Source organism: Actinomadura physcomitrii (assembly GCF_008923205.2).
GTDB classification, from domain to species: domain Bacteria; phylum Actinomycetota; class Actinomycetes; order Streptosporangiales; family Streptosporangiaceae; genus Spirillospora; species Spirillospora physcomitrii.
This window is the reverse complement of sequence record NZ_WBMS02000028.1, coordinates 46,931-68,447: the sequence shown is the minus strand read 5'-3', so window position 1 is coordinate 68,447 and position 21,517 is coordinate 46,931. Positions and strand designations below refer to the sequence as shown.

Genomic DNA, 21,517 nt, shown 5'->3' with positions numbered 1-21,517 from the left:
TCGCTGGCCGCCTGGCCGTTGGCGCGCGGGTATTTCGGCTGACGCCAGTCAGCCGAAATACCCGCGCAGCGCCGACACGCAGGCGGCCTGACGGGTGCGGTCGTGCGGGAAACCGGCGAAGGCACTCCCGACCCGCCCATGCCGGTGTCCGCCGTCCCTGGGCGTTGCTTGTGAACATGCTGCCGGTGGCGTGGACGGAGACGATCAACGTGCTCGCGCGGCTTGCCCTCCAGCTGCGGAACCACGGCTTCCGCAGCTCGGCGCGTGACGGAAACTCCAGGGTCGGTGGGCCGGCCGCCGACCGTCCAGGGAGATGCCCGCTATCGTGCCGAGACGGATGGCGGGGTGCGGGGAACCGAGGAAGCCGTCACATGACGCCGTGCCTCGGCGTCCGGCGCCAGCGGGGCCGTCGAATGAGTCCTCGCGCTCGCCTGGTGGGCCGAACCCGACGATGCTCGACCACCCGACCAGTGACCGAGCTGAAACATCGCCGCCAACCCCGCAACGGCGATCATGCCGGTGATCGCAGGCGCCGCCCGTCGGCGATCGCGTTGCCGGCGGTGGCTGACACGTGGCTTGATACGCCACGGTTCATCAGGCTCCAGCGGATCGCGCCGACACGGCGTGGGAGGTCGGCCGTTCATCATCGTTCCTGGCTGCCGATGGCGCCCATTCCGCCACAACCAGGCACGCCGCGCGTAGCGATGAATACGTTCGCAGTTGCGCTCCAGAAGCCTCACGACTTCCATAGCCTTCGCCGTGAACACCGATCGCCCGCACCGACCTGATGGCCGCCACATGATCTCGGCCCGACGGTAGTTCCCGAAGCATGGGCCGGTTCAGATAGTGACGTATGTCTTGTTCGACCTCAGTTCGAAGAAGCGTTCGTTCAGAAGCTCGACGAGGTCGTCAGTATCTGTAAGCTTGTCGAGGTCAGCGCAGGTGATCACTGTAATCCGGACCTGATTGGCGAGCTCCAGATGGATCGCGTCATGCGCCCGGTTTCCCGGGGTGCCGCTCAGCCCTGTCCGGGTAACCAGCAGCCCGTCGGTCCCCGAGCTGTAACGGATCTTGGCGGCGAAGTCACGGATCTCGCTCGCGGAGGTGGATCGCTGCTCGTTCTTGCACTCCACCGGCAGGTACAGGTCGGAAAACGGGAGACTGCACACACCCGAATGGCGGATCCAGAGGTCTTTCTCATCGCTCCGGGTGTGGTCGAGAATGTTCTTGGCCCGAATGGTGACGCCTGGGATCTGGCTGAGCAGGTAGTCGGTCAAGTGCTGGAGATTGTTGCCCTTGGCGGTGGTGTTCGCGGCGTTATCCATTCCCGCGAGCTCTCGCTGGATACGCGCCAGATCGTAGGCGGTCATCCGGCCTGGTGCACCCATCGGTTGCGCCCGCTGTTGAGAAGCGCGGCGAGGTTGATCCGTGCAAGGGTCTCGGCTCCAATCGTTGCGATCGCAGACCCCGAGCTGATGCTCCAGTCGGGCTCCTGTGAACCGTTGACGACGATTAGTCCAAGGACGCACTTGTGGGCGGCTAGTGTCGCTTGGAGGCGTTTCTTGGCAAAGGCCATGCTGTCGTTGCCTCTGCCGGTTTTAAGTTGTCGTTTAACCTGGATTAGTACCGGGTTCAGGCTGGGGTGGGGAAGCCCGTCGACCCAGACCGCTAGGTCATACCCGGTGTCTGGCGTCTGATCGAGCCTCTCGGGGAGGACTCGCGCTCCCTGCTCCTCCAAGATGCTGGCGACCTTCGTCTCAAAGGTGACACCGGCAGTGAAGGTGGATCCGCTCTGGATAACAGGGACCGATCTGAGACCGGTGCCGGGATCAGCCGATTGCGCCTCGATCAGCGCGTGGAGGGTCTCGATTAGGCGGGTACCAGCTGCCTCGTGATCACCTTTGACCACGATTGTCGGCAGGTCTTGGATCACCGGTCCGATACCCGTGGCGGCATCGGCGTTCGTCGCCAGGATGACCACCGGCAGGCCCCGCCCCAGGGCCGCGCCGATCTCTAGGATGACCGCAGACCCCACCTGTGGCCGGTCGACAACCGCGACCAAGGCGGTGCATCTGCTCAGCGTGGAGGCCAGGCCGCGGGCCATTCCCCCTTCGGGCAGTTCGGTCCACTGCAACGGCTGGAACCCGCCGCCGCCGAGCATCAACGACACTGGCCGAACGTCTGTGCCCAAACCTGCGGAAAGGAAGACGAGAGGGGGGCGGGAGTGGATCCTAAAAGAAGGTTCATTGCCGCTCACAGGCGTATCATCCTCTCCTCCGCCGGGGCCGAGCCGCGATCTCGATTTCGCTGCGTTATCGAGTCTTCTTCAGGCCCGGCCACGAGAGCGATCAGCGCCGCTGCCGGGATGAATGTGGCGTAGTGCAGATATCAACAGTGACGGCCCCGATAGTTTATCATTCCGAGTTACCCGTCTTAACATGGAGAAATCCAGGCGCTTCGACGGTGCAGCGAATTCCGGTCGCATCCCACCAGAATATTATCTGGTCGGGAGTCGCGAGCGTTGAACAGTGGTGCGAGTGTTGATCTCACATGTAGAAGGCATAGCGGCCTTGTGGGCGGTCTCGCGGATGGAGATGGCGAAGAATCTGCCCGACTCGATCTGCGGTGCGCAGGGTGATCGGCTCTCGTCCGTCGAGTTGGGTCTGATTCCAGTTCATCTTGGTGAGTGCGAGCAACTCTTCGGCCAAGTATTCCGGGCTGGACTCGGTCTGGATCATGCGGAATGGCAGGGGCGTCGGGATGTACATGCCGGGATAGGTCCCGTAGAAGGGGACACTGCCTCGGGTGTAGAGGACGTGCTGGCTCGCGTCTAGGCTGAGCAGGGTGCCCCGTAGGGGCGGATGCGTGGCGAGCCGGAACAGCCGTACCGGGTCGTGGCCGGGGAACCAGATCAGCTCAATGATGTCGATGTCCGCAGTGTCGGCAGCCGCGCGGAATCCGGCGATCTCCTCAGGTGTGTATGAGGAGGTCTTGTGCAGTACGACGCGGGCGGGCAGGTGGCGATGCTCCTTGCGGTAGCGGCCGAGTGCGTCGGATAGGAGGGTGTGGGCGTCGTTCTCGTTGAGATGGGGTTGTTTGTCGTGGTGGGAGACCTTGGCGGGGGCTCCGCGTACGATGACGCCGTCGCCGCGCTGGTTGAAGACCTGGGCGACGCTGGTTTCCAGGGTGGTGTGGTTGCTGCTGCGGTAGAAGGTGACGCCGACATAGCAGCTGTCGAGGTCGGTGGATTTGCGTGGTAGGCGCCAGGGTACGCCGCCGGCCTTGTAGTAGAGGGCGGTGTGCAGGTTCCATGCCCGTGTGGCTTCGTCCTGAAGACGCGGCTTTTCTTTGCCGGGCGGCACGTAGGAGGAGTCCCAGGTGGTGCGTCGGATGAGCTGGATGGGGCGGCTGTAGCGCATGGCTGCCGCTTTGAGGAGGGCGCGGAAGTCGTCAACCGGTTCAGCGGGCGGTGCTTTCTTCCAGGGGGCCTCTGGATCAACCTCGGGTACGGGCCGTTCGGGGAGATGCTCGGGCCGGGCGATGAGGACGACGTCACAACCGGGCTCTTCGTCGAGAACGTCGAGTTCCGCAGCGTAGAGATCCACGGCGGCCTTGACCGCGGCTTGGGGCGGCAGGTTGGCCAGGTGCTTGAGATCACGGTCGCGGATTGGCCGTTCCAGCCGCGAGTCCCACACGAGTGTGGAGCGAAAGCCCGTGCTGGTGTCGAAGCCGGGGAAAGGGACGAATAGCCGCCCGAGGCGGCTGTCCTTGGCGGCGATGGGGCGACGGGAGCCATCCAACCAGCGGCGCAGGCCTTGGATGGACGCGGGAGCACCGACGATGCCGACGCGGATGGTACGCACAGCGGTGTTGGCGGCGTCTGCGGGCCCGTAGTCGGTGATGCCGTGACGCGGGTCTATGTGGCGGGCACCGCCGCTGAACTCCAGCGGTGGCTCGTCCAGGACGGTCAGCTTCACTGCTTCACCTCGAACAATGCCAGCTCGTCGGCATCAGGAGATTCCTTGCTGGCCGAGTCGTCGGTGTCAGTCTCGCGGGTGTCAGCCAACCATGAGGCATCGTCGATGGCCCGGTTGGCGGTGAAGTCCAGCAGGTTGCCATAGGTCAAGATCGTCTCGCGGGGAACGAGGACTCCTTCATCACCCTTGAGGTACGTCGCCCACATACGGGTGTGGCCGCAGACAGCAGGGTTGCGGTCGAGTTGTTTGATGCCGGTCAGATACTCCGACAGGAACAGCGAGTCGCGGTAGCCGTCACGGGTGTAGTGGAAAGTCGGGCTCAGCGCGCAGTACCATTCGCCGCCAAACTGGAGGAATTTCCATTCCAGGGCGGCGTGTTTGCAGTAGCTGATCTCCTCTGGCTTGTTCTTCTTGAACTTGGGGTGAAACACCGATCGCGCTCGCCCGCTCGCGCCGCGGATCTGGCGCTGCCTGAGATCGGCGGTGGCCCGAAAGTAGACGATCTTGCGCCCGTTGTGCCAGTCGCAGTCGACGTTCACGTCGCGTTGCAGGGCGTAGTTGAGGAGTTGCACGAGCCAGCGCTGCCGGTTGGGATCACTGGCCCATTCCGCCGTCTCGATCGCGTCGGTGGCGCCTCTGGTGACATGGCCGAGCGTGGTCTCCTGCGGGGGCAGCCAGCTATGGAGGTATCCGCGTCGCAGGATGAAGTCGCGTCGCAGGTCCGCGGTGCCGCTCTCCTGCTGCTGGGTGATCACCTCGCGAGGATCGGTGATAGTGGTCCGAGCGCGATAGAGGAGCGCGGGGATGGTGACCTTGAGGAGATTGCTGGTCAGGCTCTCCTGTCGGTCGTCGGCCACTGCAACGTGGGCGTGGCCGTGCGGATCGGCGAGGTTGAGCAGCCGGTGGGATGTGCTGTGGTCGAAACTCTGCGTGCGCTTGTCGAAGTCGATGCGCCCTGAGGCGCGATGGCTCGGGTCGGCGAACCAGCTTTGGATGTGCATCCACCACGCTTCGCCGGTTTGCGGGTGAGAGCAGATCAGCAGGACGGGATTGTCGGCGCTCATCCAGTAGTCGATGTCAGCTTGTTTGCAGAGGTAGTGGAAGCTCTGGTCGTTCTCTCCGGGGAAGGGGCGGTCGCTTGCCTTGCTCTGGACGAAGATCACCCTGTTGGCGACCTCCCCTGTCGACGGGTCGCGCAGCTCGATCTCTCCGTCGATCCCCGCATCAAGGGTTCCGGTGCGCTCGTGCCACACGAAACCCATCCGGTTGACCATCTGGTGGATGAGCGCAACCCCGCTGTCACCGATGTGCGATCCCAAACCGATCTTCTTCACCCGCGCCTCGCCGGCGAGTCTGGACCACGTGTCCTATGCTTCTGAGCCGAGTTCGGATTCGACATCCCGCCCCCTGTCGCGCTGACCCCGAATGTTACGCCGTTGGTCTGACAAAGCAGGAAGTCCAGACGAGCTGGCTACTGGTCTCCGGGGCGGATGTGATTGCGCTTCCGTCAGCGGTGAGCGCGGCTGCTGGGACGGAGCCAGTGTTGTCTGCTCAGGATCGGCGGAACCCGCCGTTTCGTTGGTGCTGATCACGCGGACAGCCAGGGCAGCAATCCATGACTGATCGTTGAGTCCCGATTCGGCTACCGAAGCAGGGGCTTTCCGTGGCGTCCATGCAACCGGTCACCTGGCTGGACACTGGCCTGGACGGCCACCTCTACGCAACGCGGGCAGCCGTCCAGGCGGCCAGGAGCCATCGCGAGGATCGTGCACCAGTACGTTGACCATGATCTTGCCGGTGGAGATGTCCAGACGGCTTGTGTCCAGGCCGCGCCAGCCCGGCAGGATCTGCAGGTAGAACCAGCCGAGCATGTCGAACGCGACGACCTAGAACACCGAGTTGAGGGCGACCAGGACGGCGGCGGCTTCGCAGTCGCCGCAGGCCAGGTCGTTCCAGATGATGACCATGGTGATGCAGCGGGCGAGCCTGACGATTACCCCGGAGGCCCGACTGAACCCGGCCTCACGAAGGCGGTGCCGTGAAGCGCGATCAGCATGGCCCGATTACCCTCTCGGCGGCGAGGCGGGGCGTGGCACCTCAGTCGCCTGCGCCTGGATGCGAGCCTGCGGATTCGCGCCTGCGGAAGAGTAGTGCTGACTGCTCTGGCGGCCCTGGCCGCTGGTTCTGTGGGGTGACATAACCGGCTTGAGCGGGCGACGAGTACCCGGGGTTCGGGGTGCTACCAGCGCCGATGCAGGGCCCGGATCGAGCCGCCGAGCCGCCACCGAGCTGCCACGGGGACAAACTGGGACAGGTCGGGCGCTGGACAAGCTGGGCAAATTCACGTTTGCCCTGGTCAGGGGTGGTGGGTCGCGTGGGACTCGAACCCACAACCTACGGATTAAAAGTCCGGAGCTCTGCCAATTGAGCTAGCGACCCGTCCAGCAAGCGTACCGAGAGCGGGGTGGGGTTCGCGACGGGGTTACCGGGCGGGGGTTAGGCGGACCGGGAGGTGCTTGAGGCCGTTCTGGAAGTTGGAGGCGAGGCGGACGGCGGGGCCGGTGCGTTCGATGCGGAGGGGGAGCAGTTCGCGGAAGACGGCGCGCATCTGGGTGCGGGCCAGGTGGGCGCCGAGGCAGAAGTGGGGGCCGAAGCCGAAGCTGACGTGGTCGTTGGGGGTGCGGGAGACGTCGAAGCGGTCCGGGTCGGGGAAGACGGTCTCGTCGCGGTTGGCGGACGCGTGGTAGACGACGACCTTCTGACCGGCTTCGATCTTCTGGCCGGAGAGGGTGACGTCGCGGGTGGCGGTGCGGCGGAAGTCCATGACGGGCGGCCAGTAGCGGAGCATCTCGTCCACGGCGGTGGGCAGGAGGGACGGGTCGGCGCGCAGGCGGGCGAGTTCGGACGGGTGGTCGAGGAGGGTGAGCAGGCCGCCGGGGATGCTGTTGCGGAGCGTCTCGTTCCCGGCGACGGCGAAGAGGAAGAACATGTTCTCGAACTCGTGGTCGGTGAGGCCGCCCTCGAGCATGCGGGACATGATGTCGGCGGTCGGGTTCTCCTTCTTGACGGCCGCGAGCGCGTGGGCGTAGGCGAACATGTCGGCGAGCGCGGTGTAGGAGCGCGGGTTGACGGGGCGGCCGTCGGGGTGGGTGAACGAGGTGGGGCGGTACTGCATGGCCTTCTGGGCCATGGGGCTCATGGACGCGGCGTCCGCGGTGGAGAGGCCGGCGTACTCGTCGTCCTGGTAGCCGATGACGCGGGACGCCCAGTCGTACAGGAGCCGGCGGTCCTCGTCGGGCACGCCCATGATGTGCGCGAGCGTCCATACGGGCAGGTCGGCGGCCAGTTCGACGAAGTCGGTCTCCTTGTGGAGGGCCGAGGCGATGAGGGCGCGGGCGCGTTCGTCGATCGTTTCCTCCAGGGCGCGTACCGCGCGGGGGGTGAAGGCGGCGGCGACGATGCGGCGCAGGCGGGAGTGGTCGGGCGGGTCCTGGTTGAGCATCATCGCGCGGACGAACGCGAGGTCCTCGGGCGTGTCGGGGTCGCGGATCTGGGTGGCGCCGAGATGGGACGAGAACAGTTCGGGGGAGCGCAGAACGTGTTTCACGTCGGCGTGCGAGAAGACCGCCCAGTAGCCGGTGCCGGCGGGCCAGGTGCCGACGGCGGGTTCGGGGATCCAGGCGACCGGGGATTCGGCGCGCAGCTTCCGGAACACGCCGTAGGGGACGCCGGCGGCATAGGTGGCGGGATGGAAGATCTCCTCGTGCATGCCCACAGCGTGCATCATGACGGTGTGACGGTGAAGCCTGAGGACGCTGCTGGGATCCTTCGTGACAACTTCGCGCCCTGGGTATTGGAACTGGGGCTCGTCGTAGAGGAGGTGGGGGACGGGACCGCGGTGCTGCGGTTGCCGTGGTCGGATCGGCTGGCGCGGGAGGGCGGCGCCATGTCGGGGCAGGCGCTCATGGCCGCCGCGGACACGGCCGTGGTCATCGCTGTGGCGGGGGCCAAGGGCGGCTTTGTGCCGATGACGACGGTCCAGCTCAACACGGCGTTCATGCGGCCCGTGGTGGGGACGGACGTGTCGGTGACGGTGAAGCTCGGCAAGCTGGGGCGGACGCTGGCGTTCGCCGACATCGTGATGACGGCGAACGACGCGACCGTTGCGCAGGCCAGTGCCGTTTACGCGATCATCGGGTGATATGACGAGAACCGAGACGGTGCAGGTGCCGGACGGCGAGTTCCGGCTGCACGTGTGGACGCCCGAGAGCGGGCGCGGGCCGGGGATCCTGCTCATCCAGGAGATCTTCGGCGTGGGCGATTACATGGAGGCCGTCGCGGGCGACCTGACGGCCATGGGCTACGTGGTGGCCGCCCCGGACATGTTCTGGCGGATCGAGCCGAACTGGACGACGAAGCACACCGAGGAGGCCCTGCCCAAGGGAATGTCCATGGTGTCGCAGTTCGACTGGGACAAGGGCCAGGACGACGTGGAGGCCGCGCTAGGGGCGCTCAAGGGCCTGCCCGAGGTGGACGGTCGGGTCGGCGTGCTCGGGTTCTGCTTCGGCGGGACGCTGGCGTACCTGCTCGCCGCGCGGGCCGAGGCGGACGCCGTGGTCTCTTTCTACGGCAGCGGTGTTCCAGGTGCGCTGGGGGCGCTGGACGCGGTGCGGTCGCCGTTGCAGTTCCACTTCGGCGGGTCCGACGACTACATCCCGAGAGAGGACGTCGCGGCGGTGGAGCGCGCCGTCGCCGGACGGGACCGGATGGAGATCCACGTCCAGGAGGACGGCGGACACGCCTTCCACAACCGGAAGGCGCCGATGTTCTACCAGCCGGAGCCCGCGGACCGGGCGTGGCGGCTCACGGAGGACTTCCTCCACCGCCACCTGCCCGCCTCCTGAAACGGCGCAGTCAAGGGGGTGTCACCCCGGCGGACAAGGCCGCCTGGTCGGCGGCCTCCGCCGGGTCGCCCGCGAACTATGCGCCAATGGGCGCCACGCGCATCGCGGCGTGCGAGCGTGCCGGGGCGGGTGCGGTCATGTGGTGGAGGGTTCCAGAGTGAGGCGGGACAGTTCCTTGCGGGAGGAGATGCCGAGCTTGGGATAAGCCTTGTACAGGTGGTACTCGACCGTCCGGCGGCTGAGGAACAGTTGCGCGGCGATCTCGCGGCTGCTGATGCCCTCGGCGGCGAGCCGGACGACCTGGAGTTCCTGCGGGGTGAGGCGGTCGAGCAGCACGGGCGCGGTGGGCTCCGACGCGGAGCCCGACTCACCGGTCGCGCGCAGTTCGGCGCGCGCGCGGTCCGACCAGGGCTTGGCGCGGAGCCGGTCGAAGACCTCCATCGCGGAGCGAAGCGGTGTACGGGCGTCCGAGCGGCGGCGTGCGCGGCGTAGCCACTCCCCGTAGAGGAGTTCCGTGCGGGCCTTCTCGAAGGGGCGCGTTGCCTTTTCGTGCAGGCGGACGGCCTGTGCGTACGCTTCTTCGCTGTCGTCCAACAACCCCTCGCACCGCAGCGCGATGGCGGATGCCCACGGCTGCTGCACGGCATCGGCCCAGGTACGGAACCGGTCGAACGGCGCGCGCGCCCGTTCGGGCTGTGCGGCGCGCACGGCCGCCTCTACGAGGTCCGCCACGGCGAGCATGGCGTCCGCGCTGTAGCGGTGGTGCACGGCCTCGAGGTGGCGGAGCGCGTCGTCGTAGCGTCCGAGGCCGAGTTCGAGGAGGCCGAGCGCCTCATCGGTCCGCTCCGGCATCTCGTGCAGCCGCGACTCGTCGCCCTCCACCGCGGCCACGCGGGCGAACACCGCCGAGAGCCGCCAGTCGCCGCTGGGCAGGCCCGTGTCGCAGGCCAGCGAGATCGCCTCGATCAGTGTGGCCTCCGCGTCCGCGTGCAGGCCCGTCGCGACCTGTGCCTGCGCCTGCGTCCGCAGCACGCCCGGCAGCGCTCCGATCAGGCCGTTCAGCCGGCAGCGCGCGGCCTCGGCGGCGGCCAGTTCCAGCGCCGCCTCGTCGTCGCCGAGGATCAGCGCGAGCCCCGCGGCCTCGTCCAGGCCGGCGGCCCCGGCCGGCTCCGGGGTGGCCGCGCGCGCCACCGCGACCAGCCCGGCGAGCAGCGGGACCCCGTGTGTCAGGTCGTCCCCGGCGAGGTGCGCCAGGCCGCGGACCACCGCGTCGTCCGGCAGCGCTTCGGCGGCGCGCAGCAGCGCCGGAGTCTCTCCGGAAACCCAGGCGTACGAGGCGCCCGTTCGCAGCATCGCGGCTTTGTCGTCTGGCTCCGCATAGGCGGCGTGCTCCACCATCATGCGCGCGGCCGCGGGCCTGTTACCGCGTTCGTACTCCACCACCGCGCGCACACGGCCGAGCCTGGCGAGCTCAGCGGAGTCGTCGGTGAGCGTGCCCGCTGTGGACGCGAGGTCTTCCGCCTCGTCCGGACGTCCCGCCTGGAGCATCATGTCGGCTGCGGCGCGCAACCGTGCGGCCCGTGCGTCACGGGCGGGCGTGAGGTCCGCCGCCTGCTGGTAGAGCCTCGCCGCAGTGACGTAGCCGGTGCGTTTCCGCGCGCGCTCTGCGGCGGCCTGCAGATCCACTGCGACGTCCTCGTCCGGCCCGAGAGCCGCCGATGCACGGTGCCGCGCGCGGCAATCGCCGTCCTCTGAGGACGACGCCAATGCCTGATGCACGGAGATGCGGCATGCCGCTACAGCGCCTTGGTAAACGGCTGCTCTGATGAGGGGGTGGCGGAAGGCGATGGAACGTCCGCTCACCTCAACCAGCCCGTCCCGTTCCGCGTGTACCAAGTCCTCTAGGCCGACCCCCAATTCGCGCGCGGCGCCCAGCAGGCTCGGCATGTATCCGCGTCCTTCGGCCGCCGCTATGAGCAGCATCAGGCGGGTCTTGTCGGGAAGTTCGTCGATCCGTCTCTGGAACCGCGCGACGACGCGATCGGCGACGGGCAGCGGGCGGGGCCCGTCCGGCAGCCGGTCCCCGGTCATGCCGAACTCGCGCAGCGCCAGCGGGTTGCCGTCCGCGTCGTGCACGATCCGATCCCGCGCGTCCCGCGACACACCGTGCTCGACGAGGAACCGCACGGCGTCGTCGCGCCCCAGCCGCCGCAGCGGCAGCTCGGGGAGGCCGGTGCCGGTGAACGCGTCGTCCCGCGCGGCGAACAGCATCACCACCGCCTCGGCCGCGAGCCGCCGGGCGGCGAACAGCAGCGCCTCGGCCGTCGCGCCGTCGAGCCACTGGGCGTCGTCGACCAGGCAGAGCACCGGGCCGTCCTCGGCGAGGTCGGCCAGCAGCGTCAGGACGCCGAGGCCGGTCGTGAACCGGTCCCGGCCGGCCGGGACGTCACCGAACGGCCCGTAACCGCTCAGTGCGGCGTTCAGAGCCGCGGCCTGCGGTCCGGGAAGGCCCGCCAGGCGGTCGCGGACGGGCCACAGCAGCTGGTTGATCCCGGCGAACGCGATGCCCGACTCCACCTCGATGCCGGTGACCCGCAGGACGCGCGCCCCGGCGTCACCCGAAGCCAGTTCCGCGGCGTGCTCAAGCAGCGCCGACTTGCCGATGCCCGCCTCGCCGCGCAGGAGCAGCGCACCGCTGCGCCCCTCGTCGCGCGCGCCTGCGAGCAGCGAGGAGATCCGCGCCTGTTCGTCGTTCCGCCCGTAAAGCACGAATCCAAAGTACGGGGCGTACTACCGAAACCTTACTGATTCGCCGTGCAGCGGCCCGCTCGTAGCTTCTTCACCAGTGAGAACGCCACTTGGAGGACGTCATGGACGTACTGTTCGAGAAGCTGTCGGCCGGGAAGCTGGAGCTGTCCAACCGTCTGGTGATGGCCCCGATGACGCGCAGCAGAGCCGTCCACGACGGCAAGGTGACGGCCCTGCACGTTGAGTACTACGCGCAGCGGGCCGGCGCGGGCCTCATCGTCACCGAGGGGACGCAGCCGAGCGTGCGCGGGCAGGGCTATGTCTGGACACCAGGGCTGCACAGCGACGAGCAAGTGGAGGCGTGGCGGGCGGTCACCGAAGCCGTTCATGCGGAAGGCAGCGTCATCTTCGCGCAGCTCATGCACGCGGGACGCGTCGGGCACCCCTCGCTCTATCCGGACGGCGGGCTGCCCATGGGGCCGTCCCCGATCGCCACGGGCGAGAAGATGTGGACGCCGGACGGCATGCTCGACCACCCCGAGCCCCGTGAGATGACCCTGGACGACATCGCCGAGGCCGTGGCGGACTTCGCCGCCGCGGCACGCAATGCCGTCGCCGCCGGGTTCGACGGAGTGGAGCTGCACGGCGCCAACGGCTACCTCATCCATCAGTTCCTGGGGGACGGCAGCAACCGGCGGACCGACGCGTACGGCGGCAGCGTCGAGAACCGCATCCGCTTCGGCGTGGAAGTGGCGAAGGCCGTCGCGGACGCGATCGGACCGGAACGCGTCGGGTTCCGGGTGTCGCCCGGTAGCGACGCCAACGGCGTCAGTGAGAGCGACACCGACGACCTGTACGCCGCACTAGTGGAGGCACTGGCGCCGCTGGGGCTCGCCTACCTGCACATCTTGGAGCTGGGCGACCGGGAGCGCACGCGCCGCATCCGTGCCGCCTGGCCCGGCACGCTCATCCTCAATCCGCACCCGTCGCCCGAGTCCTTCCCGTCGACGCCGGAGGACGGCGTGGAGGCGCTGAGGGAGGGTGTCGCGGACGCGATCGCGTTCGGGGCACTGTGGCTCGCCAACCCGGACCTCCCCGCCCGCATCAAGGCCGGCGGTCCCTACAACGAGGCCGACCCTGCCACCTTCTACGGAGGCGACCACGGCGGCTACACCGATTACCCCGCCCTGTCCTGAAGGGATCTGCCTCGCAAGGGCACGCTTGGGTCTGGACAAGCCTGGTCCGAACGGGCCTCAGGCCGAGGGCCCCGCGCCGGTGTCGACCGGTGCGGGGCCCTCGCCTGTGCGCGCGCTTGGGCTTGCGCCCCGGCGTGTGCGTCCGTCCATGTTCGGCTTAGTAGCCGGGCCGGACGATTCCCCGTTCTGGACGGGCGTCTCACGGCGGAGTTATCCACAGAACACGGTTCTGGTTCCGTTGTTCGGGCGGGGCTGGTCGACTGGAGCGGTCGCGGGATCCGAAGGCGGTTTCCGCTTGCTAGAAGGGGATAGATCAATGGCGGTGAAGGTGTTAGTTGCGTCACTTCCCTCCACCGTGTGGCGGATCGGGGACGCTGCGTTGCCGGATCCGGCCATGGAGTGGGGATTGACTGCGGCCCCTCCCGGGCCTGTAGTCCGAAAGAGATTCATGTCCGGTGCCCGGAGGGAGTCCCGTGTTCCGCAGGTCCGGCAGAACGCGTCTCGCGCGCGTGCTCCCCGCTCTCGCCCTCGCGGCCGCCGTCACGGTGACCGCCTCACCCGCCGCCCGCGCCCGTACCGGCCCTGTGCCGTCCACCGCGAAGGCCCCGACGACCGCCAAGTTCCCCCGGGACTTCCTCTGGGGCGTCGCCACGTCCGGCTTCCAGGGCGAGGGCTCGTTCCCCGACAGCAACTGGACGCGCTACATAGAGCGGAAGGCGCCCGGCATCAGCGACCCGTACAAGAAGTCCGTCGACTTCCTGCACCGCTACCCGGGCGACATCGACCTCGCGCGCAAGCTCGGCGTGAAGGTGTTCCGCACCTCGATCGAGTGGGCCAGGATCGAGCCGAAGCGGGGCGTCCGCGATCCCAAGGCGATCGCCTACTACGACGACCTCGTCCGGCGGATCCGCGCCGCCGGCATGCGGCCGATGATCACGCTGGACCACTGGGTGTACCCCGGATGGGTCGCAGATCAGGGCGCCTGGGACGCCCCGGAGACGCAGGCGGACTGGCTGCGCAACGCCCGGTTCATCGTCCACCGCTACAAGCACCAGGGCGTCATCTGGATCACGTTCAACGAGGCCAGCGCCTACATGTACAAAGAGCTGACCATGCGGCCGATGAACCTCGGGCAGCTCGCCGCCATGCGGACCGCGCTCACCAGGACCCACCGCGCCGCCTACGACATGATCCACAAGCTCGACCCGGGCGCTCCCGTCTCCACGAACGTCGCCTACGGGACGGCGCTGAACGGCATCTTCGACGCCGCGCTCTTCAACGACGTCACCGACAAGCTCGACTTCCTCGGCATCGACTACTACTACGGCGCCAACGCCCAGAACCTGACCGCCGGCTACTCGCTGACCGGCGAGTTCTGGAAGATCGACCCGGAGCCGGAGGGGCTGTACTACGTCCTCAAGAGCTACCAGCGGCGGCTGCCGAAACTGCCCGTTTACGTCGTCGAGAACGGCATGTCCACCGACAACGGCAAGCCCCGCCCCGACGGCTACACGCGGAGCGACCATCTCCGCGACCACATTTACTGGGTGCAGCGGGCGATGGCCGACGGCGTCGAGGTGATGGGCTACAACTACTGGAGCCTCACCGACAACTACGAATGGGGCAGCTACGAGCCGCGCTTCGGCCTCTACACGGTGGACGCGCTGACCGATCCGTCCCTGAGCCGCCGGCCGACCGACGCCGTCGCGACGTATCGCTCGATCATCGCCGGCCGGGGCGTCCCGGCCGGATACGTGCCGGTCCGCCGGCCGGGCTGGTGCTCCGTCGAGGACCCGGTCGCCACCTGCTTCGGCACGACCCCGACCCCGCCCGCCACCTACCGGGCCCCAGCCCGCTGACCCGGACACCGAGCCGCGCTGTCGCGAAGGGCGATGCCGACCGCCGGCTCCCTGCCCGTCGCCTGTCGTCCCGTCGCCTGTCGTCCCGTCGCCCGCCGTCCGTCGCCCGCCGTCTGTCGCGCGCCCGGGGCGCCGACCGTGGTGACGGAATGCGGTCGGGGACGCGGCGCGGCTGCGGCTGGGATGTGGCATGAGCTGGGGTTTCCGGGGTACCGGCGCGGTGAGCGCTAGGAAACAGGGGTTCGTGTGGGGGATGTGCAGGCCGGGACGAGGCGCGCGGGCAGCGTGCCGAACCTCGGAGTGGTCCGGGGCAGCGGATCGCCGGGCCCGGGCGGTGCCGGGGACGGCCTGCTCCTGAGCCTCAAGCGGGCCGCCGCCGCGCTGCGCGACGCCGGGGTCGAGTACGCGCTGGCGGGCGGGTTCGCGGCGTACGCGCACGGCGCCGCCGTGTCCACGCACGATGTGGACTTCGTGGTGCGGGAGCGGGACGTCGACGACGCGCTCACCGCGCTCGCCGGAGCCGGCATGGGGCACATGGACAGCCCGGAGAACTGGCTCGCCAAGGTGTGCGACGGCGAGCACCTCATCGACCTGATCCACACGCCGTCGGGCCGTCCCGTGGACGGCGCCCTCCTCGGACGGGCCACGGAGATGGCGGTCGGCGCGGTGTACATGCCGGTGCTGCCCGCCACGGAACTGGTGATCATGCGGTTGCTGGCGTTCAGCGAGACGGCATGCGACTTCAGCGGGTTCCTGCATGTCAGCCGGGCGCTGCGGGAGCAGGTCGACTGGCCGTACGTGGCCGAGGAGACGGCGAAGTCGCCCTACGCGTACGCCTTCCTGACCCTGCTGTCCCGGCTCGGCGTCATCGAAGGGAGCGTGCCGTGACCGAGTACCTGCCGGCGCACATCCAGGAGACGCTCGCCTCGCGCGCGCACGAGCTGGGCATCCGCGTCGACGTGCGCGGGAACGTGGTGCATCTGCGCGGCGAGGTCGCCAGCGAGGACCAGCGCCGGGAGGTCGAGGAGGCCGCCCGGGCGGCGGCGGAGGGGCACGAGATCTGCAACGAGGTGCACGTCGTCGCGGTGCCGGAGCCCGAGGGGGAGGAGTGGCTGTCATGATCCGTGTGGCGGCGGCCGGGGACCTGCACGTCGGGGCCGACATGGCCGGGGCGTACCGGGGACGGCTCGGGCAGCTGGCCCGGCAGGCGGACGTGTTCCTCGTCGCGGGCGACCTGACCAGGCACGGGACGGTCGAGGAGGGCCGGGTCGCGGCGGGCGAGCTCCGGAATCTCGGCGTGCCGGTAATTGCGGTGCTCGGCAACCACGACTACCACTCCGACCACGAGGAGGAGATCGCCGACGTCCTGCGCGAGGCGGGGGCGATCGTGCTGGAGGGGGACGGGACGGTCGTCGACTGCGACGGGGCGCGGCTCGGCGTGGCGGGCGGCAAGGGGTTCGGCGGCGGGTTCGAAGGGAAGTGCGCGAGCGACTTCGGCGAGCCGGAGATGAAGGCGTTCATCCGGCACACCAAGTCGTTCGCCGACCGGCTCGGCACCGCGCTGCTGGAACTGGACGCGGACGTGCGGGTGAGCCTGACGCACTACTCGCCCGCCGAGGACACGCTCGAGGGCGAGCCGCCGGAGATCTACCCGTTCCTCGGCAGCTACCTGATGGGGGAGGCGATCGACGCGGCGGCGCCGGCCCTGGCGATCCACGGGCACGCCCACAAGGGGACGGAGAAGGGGATGACGCAGGGCGGTGTCCGGGTGCGCAACGTCGCGCTGCCGGTGATCCAGCACGCCTACGCCCTGTACTACCTGGAGATCCCGGAGACGGCCGGAGCAGCGGGCGCCGGACGCGCCGAGGAGCGCGTCTCCGCCTGGTGACCCCCGCCGGGGGCCGATGCCCGTCCCGAGACCTGGTGAGCGCCCGGAGGTCTAGTGATCGTCCGCAGTCTGATGATCATTGGGGTGGGTGGCCGCCTGAGGCTGAATGATCGTTTCAGGGCCGGTGGTCGTCTGGGGCCTTGGTGATCGTTCGGGGTCTGGTGGCCGTCCTGGGGACCGGTGGCCGCTTGGGCTCGGTGGTCGTCCGGGCCGGTGGTCGTCTGGGGTCTGGTGGCTGTCCCCGGGCTGGTGATCGTTTCAAAGTCCGGTGGCGGCCTGGGGCTGGTGGTCGTTCGAAGGCGGGGGCGTTCTGGGCTGGTGATCGTTACTTAGTCCGGTGGTCGTCTGGAGACGGTGGGTGTTCGGGGTCAGGGTTGCAGGAGGTCGATGACGGCTTGTTCGACCGGGCCCTGGGTGGCCAGTTCGCCGGGGGAGGCGTCCACGCCGAGTTTGGTAAGAACCGGGGCGATCGTCCGGCCGGACTCGTAGAGGGAGATGATGCGCGGGTCGATGTAGGAGACGCGCGCCACGGCCGGGGTGTTGCCGAGGTAGGCGGCGACCTGCTACCGCCGCGAGCGCGTGCTGTCGGCCGCCGTCAGGCTCAAGGACGTGGTCGTGCTTCTCGCGGTCGCGCTGCTCGCGCCACGCCTCGTGGTACAGGTACTGGCGGCGCCCGGCGGCGTCGGTGCCCATCGCCTGGATGTGGCCGTCGGCGTCCGGGCAGATCCACACGTCCTGCCAGGCGGGCGGGATGACCAGGGCGCGGATCCGCTCGCGCTCGGCGGGGTCGGACAGGGGGCGGCCGTCCGGGCCGAGGTAGGTGAAGCCCTTGCCGCACCTGCGCCGCGCGAAGCCGGGTTCGGAGGGGTCGCTGCGCTGGAACTCCATGGGCGTCTCAGCCGGGGTGGATCTCGCCGCCGGCGGGCACCAGCGTCTGGCCGGTGTAGTAGGACGACTGCCGGTTCGCGGCGAAGAAGACGTAGGAGGGGGCGATCTCGTCGGGATCGGCGGGGCGGCCCATCGGGGCCTGGCCGCCGAAGCCTTCCACGCGCTCGGCGTCGAAGGTGGCGGGGATCAGCGGCGTCCAGACGGGTCCGGGGGCGACGCAGTTGACGCGGATCTCGCGGTCCATGAGGTTCTGCGCGAGGGAGGTGGCGAAGGTCATCGCGGCGGCCTTGCCGGCGGCGTAGTCGATCAGCGTCTTGTTGCCGCGCAGCCCGTTGATGGACCCGGTGAAGACGATGGACGAGCCGGGCCCCATGTGGTCGAGGGCCTCCTGGACGGTCCAGAACAGCGCGTACACGTTGACGGCGAACGTCCGCTGGAGCTGGGCGTCGTCGATCTCGCGGACGTCCTTGACCGGGGTCTGCGTGCCGTGGTGCAGGACGAGGACGTCGAGTCCGCCGAGATTGCGGACGGCGTGCTCGACGGTCTCGCGGCAGTGCCGTTCCTCGGCGTGGTCGCCGCCGAAGGTGAAGCAGCGGCGGCCTTCGGCCTCGACGAGGGCCTTGGTGCGCCGGGCGTCGTCGTCCTCGTCGAGGTAGGTGAGGGCGACGTCGGCGCCCTCCTTGGCGAACGCCACGGACACCGCGCGGCCGATGCCCGAGTCGCCGCCGGTGATCAGCGCGAGCTTGCCGTCGAGGAGGCCGCTGCCGGTGTACCCGCGCATCTCGTCGCGCGGTTCGGGCGTCATGTCCCCCGTGTGGCCTGGGTAGGACTGGCTCTGTGCCGGAGGTTCGGTCATGCACCGACGGGTGCCCGGGGCGTCCTGCGGCAAACGCTCGCCGTATTGTGACTCCCGAGTAACATCGCGCCCGGGCAATCCGCCGGGGTGTGAGCAGAACACCGGGATGACGTCTGGGTAACATCATCCCGAACCACATTCGGTCCCTCACGTAAGGTGCTGCTTATGGACCTGAACGGAGTTTCCGCCGTCGTATCCGGTGGCGCGAGCGGCCTCGGTGAGGCCACCGTGCGCGCGCTGGCCGCCGAAGGCGCCAAGGTCGTCGTCGCCGACATGAACGAGGACAAGGGCAAGAAGGTCGCCGACGAGGTCGGCGGCGTCTTCGTCAAGACCGACGTCTCCAGCGAGGAGCAGGTGCAGGCCGCCGTCCAGGCCGCCGTCGACACCGGCGCCCCGCTGCGCGTCATCGTCAACAGCGCCGGCATCGGCTGGGCCTCGCGCACCGTCGGCCGCGACGGCTCCCCGCACGACCTGGCGTCCTACGAGACCGTCATCCGGGTCAACCTGATCGGCACCTTCAACCTGATGCGGATCGGCGCCGCGGCGATCGCCAAGACCGAGCCCGCCGACGCCGACGGCGCCCGCGGCGTGGTGATCAACACCGCGTCCATCGCCGGCATCGAGGGCCAGACCGGGCAGATCGCCTACTCGGCCTCCAAGGGCGGCATCATCGGCATGACGCTGCCGGCCGCCCGCGACCTCGCCGCGATCGGCGTCCGCGTCAACACCATCTGCCCCGGCATCATCGACACCCCCATCTACGGCGAGGGCGAGGCCGCCGACGCGTTCAAGGCCAAGCTGTCCGCGCCGGTGCCGTTTCCGAAGCGGATGGGCAAGGCGTCGGAGTTCGCGCACCTGGTCAAGTCCCTCATCGAGAACGACTACATGAACGGCGAGACCATCCGTTTCGACGGTGGCATCCGCTTCCAGCCGAAGTGAGGCACTGAATGACCGACGCTGTTCTCACCGAAGAAGACGGCGCCGTCCTCGTCATCACCATCAACCGGCCGGAGGCCCGCAACGCGGTCAACGGCGAGGTGGCGAAGGGGATCGCGGCGGCGCTGGACGAGCTGGACTCCCGCAAGGACCTGTCCATCGGCGTCCTGACCGGCGCCGGCGGCACGTTCTGCTCCGGCATGGACCTCAAGGGCTTCCTCACGGGCGACAACCCGACCGTGGAGGGCCGCGGGTTCGCCGGCATCACCGAGCGCCCGGCGGCCAAGCCGCTGATCGCCGCGGTGGAGGGCTACGCGCTGGCCGGCGGCTGCGAGGTCGCGCTGTCCTGCGACATGATCGTGGCGTCCCGGGACGCGCAGTTCGGGCTGCCCGAGCCGAAGCGCGGCCTGGTCGCCGCGGGCGGCGGGCTGCTGCGGCTGCCGCAGCGCATCCCGTTCCACATCGCCATGGAGATCGCCCTGACCGGCGACAAGTACCCGGCGGAGCGGATGGCCGAGCTCGGGTTCGTCAACCGGCTCGCCGAGCCGGGCGGCGCGCTCGCCGCGGCCAAGGAGCTGGCCCTGAAGGTCGCGGAGAACGCCCCGCTGGCGCTCGCCGCGACCAAGAAGGTCATCGTCGAGTCCGCCGACTGGTCGTCCGCCGAGGCGTGGAAGAAGCAGCAGGACATCACGCTGCCGGTCTTCACCTCCAAGGACGCGCAGGAGGGCCCGGCGGCCTTCGCCGAGAAGCGCAAGCCGAACTGGAAGGGCGAGTGACCGCCTTCGGTGACCGCCTCGGAGTGACCGCTGTCGCGGCGATCGCCTTCCGTCGGTGATCCGCGGGCGGTGACCGGAGGGACGCGCTCCGGTCACCGCCCGCGGCGTGCCGGACGCCCGGGGCCGCAACGGCTCCGGGCGTTCGCCGTTCCCGGGACCGGTGGGGTGCGCGGGACGGAAGCGGCCTGTTCCGGCCGCCTGGAAAGTCCCTCTTACTCGGAAGTAAGTCTTCCCGTACTCTTTGCCGTGCGCTTGAACTGATCTTGGGAGCTTCTATGGGACGGAACGCGGTATCCGCCGCGGCCCTGGCCATCGCCTGCGGTGCCGGAACGCTCGCCCTCGCCGCCGCGCCCGCCCAGGCCGCCGCCGGGTGGAAGAACGTCGGCGGCGCCGGGCTGAACTACAACGGCAGCCTCGACCACGTCGACTTCGGCGCGACGAACGCCGGCTGGGCCGTCGGCGCCGCCGGCTCGTTCTTCAGCCCTCAGGCGAAGATCGCCAAGTGGAACGGGTCGGCGTGGGTCGCGCAGGCGAGCCCGGTCGGGTTCACCCCGACGGACGTCGCCGTCGCGAGCGCGAGCAAGGCGTGGATCATCGGCTACAACCTCGGCGGCACCGTCGGCCTGTACTGGAACGGCACCACGTGGAGCAGCGTGACCTACCCGCTGGTCGGCCTGCCGAGCCAGGTCGCGGCCGCGCCGGACGGCACCGCCTACTCCCTCGCGGGCATCGACGCGACCGCGGGCGGCCTCAGCGCCGTCCTGCGCTGGACGGGCACCGCCTGGGTGGACGCGAAGGTCCCGCTGCCCGCCTCGTCCGCGATCACCGCGGTGGACGTGAAGTCCAAGAACGACGTCTGGCTGGCCGGGACGACGTCCGCCACCGGTACGTCCGTGACCGGCCTGGTGATGCACTACGACGGCACGGCGTGGAAGCAGATCGCCGTACCGGGCTCCCTCGGCGTCCCCGCCTACCAGGGCACTCTGTACAAGATCGTGGCGAACTCGCCGACGAACGTGTACGTGCTGCGCGTCCGGCAGAACGCCCAGATCACCAACGCGATCCTGCGCTACGACGGCAAGACCTGGAAGACGATCAACACGCCGCTGAACACGGCCGGCATCGGGCTGTCGGCCGACGGCAAGGGCGGCGTGGTCATGCTGCCGATCACCACCGGCACCCGGACCCAGTACATGCACTACAACGGCACGTCCTGGACGACCCTCAACGGGCCCGCCCGCACCGGCACCGTCCAGGCGTCCGACGCCGACGCCCGCCCCGGCACCACCGCGGTCGTCAGCGCCGGCACCGCGACGCAGCCCGACAAGAAGGTCCCCTTCGTCGAGTACTACAGCTGACCCCGCGCCGCGGCGCCCCCTGAGCCGCGGCCGGGCCCGAACGCCCGTCCCGTCCACCCCCCGGGACGGGCGTTCGCCTGCCGCGGTCGTTGACTTGTGGCGTGTCGTGGTTATGAGGCGCCTCATAACCA

The 21,517-nt window shown here is 69.1% G+C and carries 18 protein-coding genes, 1 tRNA gene and 2 pseudogenes; 10 read left to right on the top strand and 11 right to left on the bottom strand.

Annotated features, from left to right (window positions below; all coding sequences use genetic code 11):
* Positions 1–839: 839 nt before the first annotated feature.
* The 7 genes and pseudogenes from F8568_RS30155 to F8568_RS30125 form a co-directional block, all read right to left on the bottom strand.
* On the bottom strand, positions 840–1,370 hold the full coding sequence (locus F8568_RS30155) for a hypothetical protein (protein WP_151597083.1): 531 nt from the start codon (positions 1,368–1,370) through the stop codon (positions 840–842).
* Positions 1,367–2,161, bottom strand: coding sequence for a restriction endonuclease (locus tag F8568_RS30150; protein WP_328601095.1), 795 nt, complete (start codon positions 2,159–2,161; stop codon positions 1,367–1,369). Before F8568_RS30150 ends, F8568_RS30155 begins: the two co-directional genes overlap by 4 nt.
* A gap of 385 nt (positions 2,162–2,546) precedes the next feature.
* A complete protein-coding gene (locus tag F8568_RS30145) occupies positions 2,547–3,977 on the bottom strand; it encodes an argonaute/piwi family protein (protein ID WP_151597081.1) in 1,431 nt (476 codons plus the stop codon).
* A complete protein-coding gene (locus F8568_RS30140; RefSeq protein WP_151597080.1) occupies positions 3,974–5,311 on the bottom strand; it encodes a DUF4365 domain-containing protein in 1,338 nt (445 codons plus the stop codon). The genes F8568_RS30145 and F8568_RS30140 overlap by 4 nt, the downstream gene beginning before the upstream one ends.
* Positions 5,312–5,746: 435 nt before the next feature.
* Positions 5,747–5,986 (bottom strand): annotated as a pseudogene (locus F8568_RS30135) (ACR3 family arsenite efflux transporter); the annotation flags it as partial.
* Between the two features lie 354 nt (positions 5,987–6,340).
* Positions 6,341–6,416: transfer RNA gene (locus tag F8568_RS30130), tRNA-Lys, on the bottom strand.
* Between the two features lie 43 nt (positions 6,417–6,459).
* Positions 6,460–7,746: a cytochrome P450 gene (locus F8568_RS30125; RefSeq protein ID WP_151597079.1), complete on the bottom strand. Its 1,287-nt coding sequence runs from the start codon at positions 7,744–7,746 to the stop codon at positions 6,460–6,462.
* Between F8568_RS30125 and F8568_RS30120 the strand changes: the two genes are divergently transcribed.
* On the top strand, positions 7,726–8,178 hold the full coding sequence (locus F8568_RS30120; RefSeq protein WP_202125528.1) for a PaaI family thioesterase: 453 nt from the start codon (positions 7,726–7,728) through the stop codon (positions 8,176–8,178). The two genes, F8568_RS30125 and F8568_RS30120, sit on opposite strands and share 21 nt — an antisense overlap.
* A 1-nt stretch (position 8,179) precedes the next feature.
* Positions 8,180–8,881, top strand: a complete 702-nt coding sequence (locus F8568_RS30115; protein WP_151597078.1) for a dienelactone hydrolase family protein — start codon at positions 8,180–8,182, stop codon at positions 8,879–8,881.
* A gap of 135 nt (positions 8,882–9,016) precedes the next feature.
* Here F8568_RS30115 and F8568_RS50685 read toward each other — a convergent pair whose 3' ends face one another.
* On the bottom strand, positions 9,017–11,650 hold the full coding sequence (locus F8568_RS50685) for an AAA family ATPase (protein WP_151597077.1): 2,634 nt from the start codon (positions 11,648–11,650) through the stop codon (positions 9,017–9,019).
* A 101-nt stretch (positions 11,651–11,751) separates the two neighbouring features.
* Between F8568_RS50685 and F8568_RS30105 the strand changes: the two genes are divergently transcribed.
* From F8568_RS30105 to F8568_RS30090, 5 genes are all read left to right on the top strand, one after another.
* Positions 11,752–12,825, top strand: coding sequence for an alkene reductase (locus F8568_RS30105; RefSeq protein ID WP_151597076.1), 1,074 nt, complete (start codon positions 11,752–11,754; stop codon positions 12,823–12,825).
* A gap of 509 nt (positions 12,826–13,334) precedes the next feature.
* Positions 13,335–14,684: a glycoside hydrolase family 1 protein gene (locus F8568_RS50680; protein ID WP_151597130.1), complete on the top strand. Its 1,350-nt coding sequence runs from the start codon at positions 13,335–13,337 to the stop codon at positions 14,682–14,684.
* 246 nt (positions 14,685–14,930) lie between these two features.
* Positions 14,931–15,572 (top strand): nucleotidyltransferase family protein, encoded by a 642-nt coding sequence (locus F8568_RS30095; protein WP_328601090.1) that lies wholly within the window; start codon positions 14,931–14,933, stop codon positions 15,570–15,572.
* Positions 15,569–15,805: a BON domain-containing protein gene (locus F8568_RS47095; RefSeq protein WP_328601089.1), complete on the top strand. Its 237-nt coding sequence runs from the start codon at positions 15,569–15,571 to the stop codon at positions 15,803–15,805. Before F8568_RS30095 ends, F8568_RS47095 begins: the two co-directional genes overlap by 4 nt.
* On the top strand, positions 15,802–16,572 hold the full coding sequence (locus tag F8568_RS30090) for a metallophosphoesterase family protein (protein WP_151597075.1): 771 nt from the start codon (positions 15,802–15,804) through the stop codon (positions 16,570–16,572). Before F8568_RS47095 ends, F8568_RS30090 begins: the two co-directional genes overlap by 4 nt.
* Positions 16,573–16,940: 368 nt before the next feature.
* Here the strand turns inward: F8568_RS30090 and F8568_RS48770 are convergent, their stop codons facing one another.
* From F8568_RS48770 to F8568_RS30080, 3 genes and pseudogenes are all read right to left on the bottom strand, one after another.
* The gene (locus tag F8568_RS48770; RefSeq protein WP_236009371.1) at positions 16,941–17,102 is read right to left on the bottom strand and encodes a hypothetical protein; all 162 of its coding nucleotides are present in this window, start codon (positions 17,100–17,102) and stop codon (positions 16,941–16,943) included.
* A 211-nt stretch (positions 17,103–17,313) separates the two neighbouring features.
* Positions 17,314–17,460, bottom strand: a pseudogene (locus F8568_RS50675) (DNA topoisomerase IB); the annotation flags it as partial.
* 7 nt (positions 17,461–17,467) lie between these two features.
* Positions 17,468–18,265, bottom strand: a complete 798-nt coding sequence (locus tag F8568_RS30080; RefSeq protein ID WP_407924495.1) for an SDR family oxidoreductase — start codon at positions 18,263–18,265, stop codon at positions 17,468–17,470.
* 216 nt (positions 18,266–18,481) lie between these two features.
* Between F8568_RS30080 and F8568_RS30075 the strand changes: the two genes are divergently transcribed.
* The 3 genes from F8568_RS30075 (at position 18,482) to F8568_RS30065 (ending at position 21,386) form a co-directional block, all read left to right on the top strand.
* The gene (locus F8568_RS30075) at positions 18,482–19,255 is read left to right on the top strand and encodes an SDR family NAD(P)-dependent oxidoreductase (RefSeq protein ID WP_151597073.1); all 774 of its coding nucleotides are present in this window, start codon (positions 18,482–18,484) and stop codon (positions 19,253–19,255) included.
* Between the two features lie 8 nt (positions 19,256–19,263).
* Entirely contained in the window at positions 19,264–20,028 is a 765-nt protein-coding gene (locus tag F8568_RS30070; protein ID WP_151597072.1) for a crotonase/enoyl-CoA hydratase family protein, read from the top strand.
* 275 nt (positions 20,029–20,303) lie between these two features.
* Positions 20,304–21,386 (top strand): hypothetical protein, encoded by a 1,083-nt coding sequence (locus tag F8568_RS30065; RefSeq protein ID WP_151597071.1) that lies wholly within the window; start codon positions 20,304–20,306, stop codon positions 21,384–21,386.
* The last annotated feature ends 131 nt before the right edge of the window (positions 21,387–21,517 follow it).

Coding starts and splice junctions, on each gene's coding strand:
- F8568_RS30115 (WP_151597078.1), top strand. CDS start 8,180: ATGACGAGAACCGAGACGGTGCAGGTGCCGGACGGCGAGTTCCGGCTG.
- F8568_RS30070 (WP_151597072.1), top strand. CDS start 19,264: ATGACCGACGCTGTTCTCACCGAAGAAGACGGCGCCGTCCTCGTCATC.
- F8568_RS30090 (WP_151597075.1), top strand. CDS start 15,802: ATGATCCGTGTGGCGGCGGCCGGGGACCTGCACGTCGGGGCCGACATG.
- F8568_RS30125 (WP_151597079.1), bottom strand. CDS start 7,746: ATGCACGAGGAGATCTTCCATCCCGCCACCTATGCCGCCGGCGTCCCC.
- F8568_RS30065 (WP_151597071.1), top strand. CDS start 20,304: ATGGGACGGAACGCGGTATCCGCCGCGGCCCTGGCCATCGCCTGCGGT.
- F8568_RS30075 (WP_151597073.1), top strand. CDS start 18,482: ATGGACCTGAACGGAGTTTCCGCCGTCGTATCCGGTGGCGCGAGCGGC.
- F8568_RS30150 (WP_328601095.1), bottom strand. CDS start 2,161: ATGCTCGGCGGCGGCGGGTTCCAGCCGTTGCAGTGGACCGAACTGCCC.
- F8568_RS30155 (WP_151597083.1), bottom strand. CDS start 1,370: ATGACCGCCTACGATCTGGCGCGTATCCAGCGAGAGCTCGCGGGAATG.
- F8568_RS30080 (WP_407924495.1), bottom strand. CDS start 18,265: ATGACGCCCGAACCGCGCGACGAGATGCGCGGGTACACCGGCAGCGGC.
- F8568_RS30105 (WP_151597076.1), top strand. CDS start 11,752: ATGGACGTACTGTTCGAGAAGCTGTCGGCCGGGAAGCTGGAGCTGTCC.
- F8568_RS30120 (WP_202125528.1), top strand. CDS start 7,726: ATGGAAGATCTCCTCGTGCATGCCCACAGCGTGCATCATGACGGTGTG.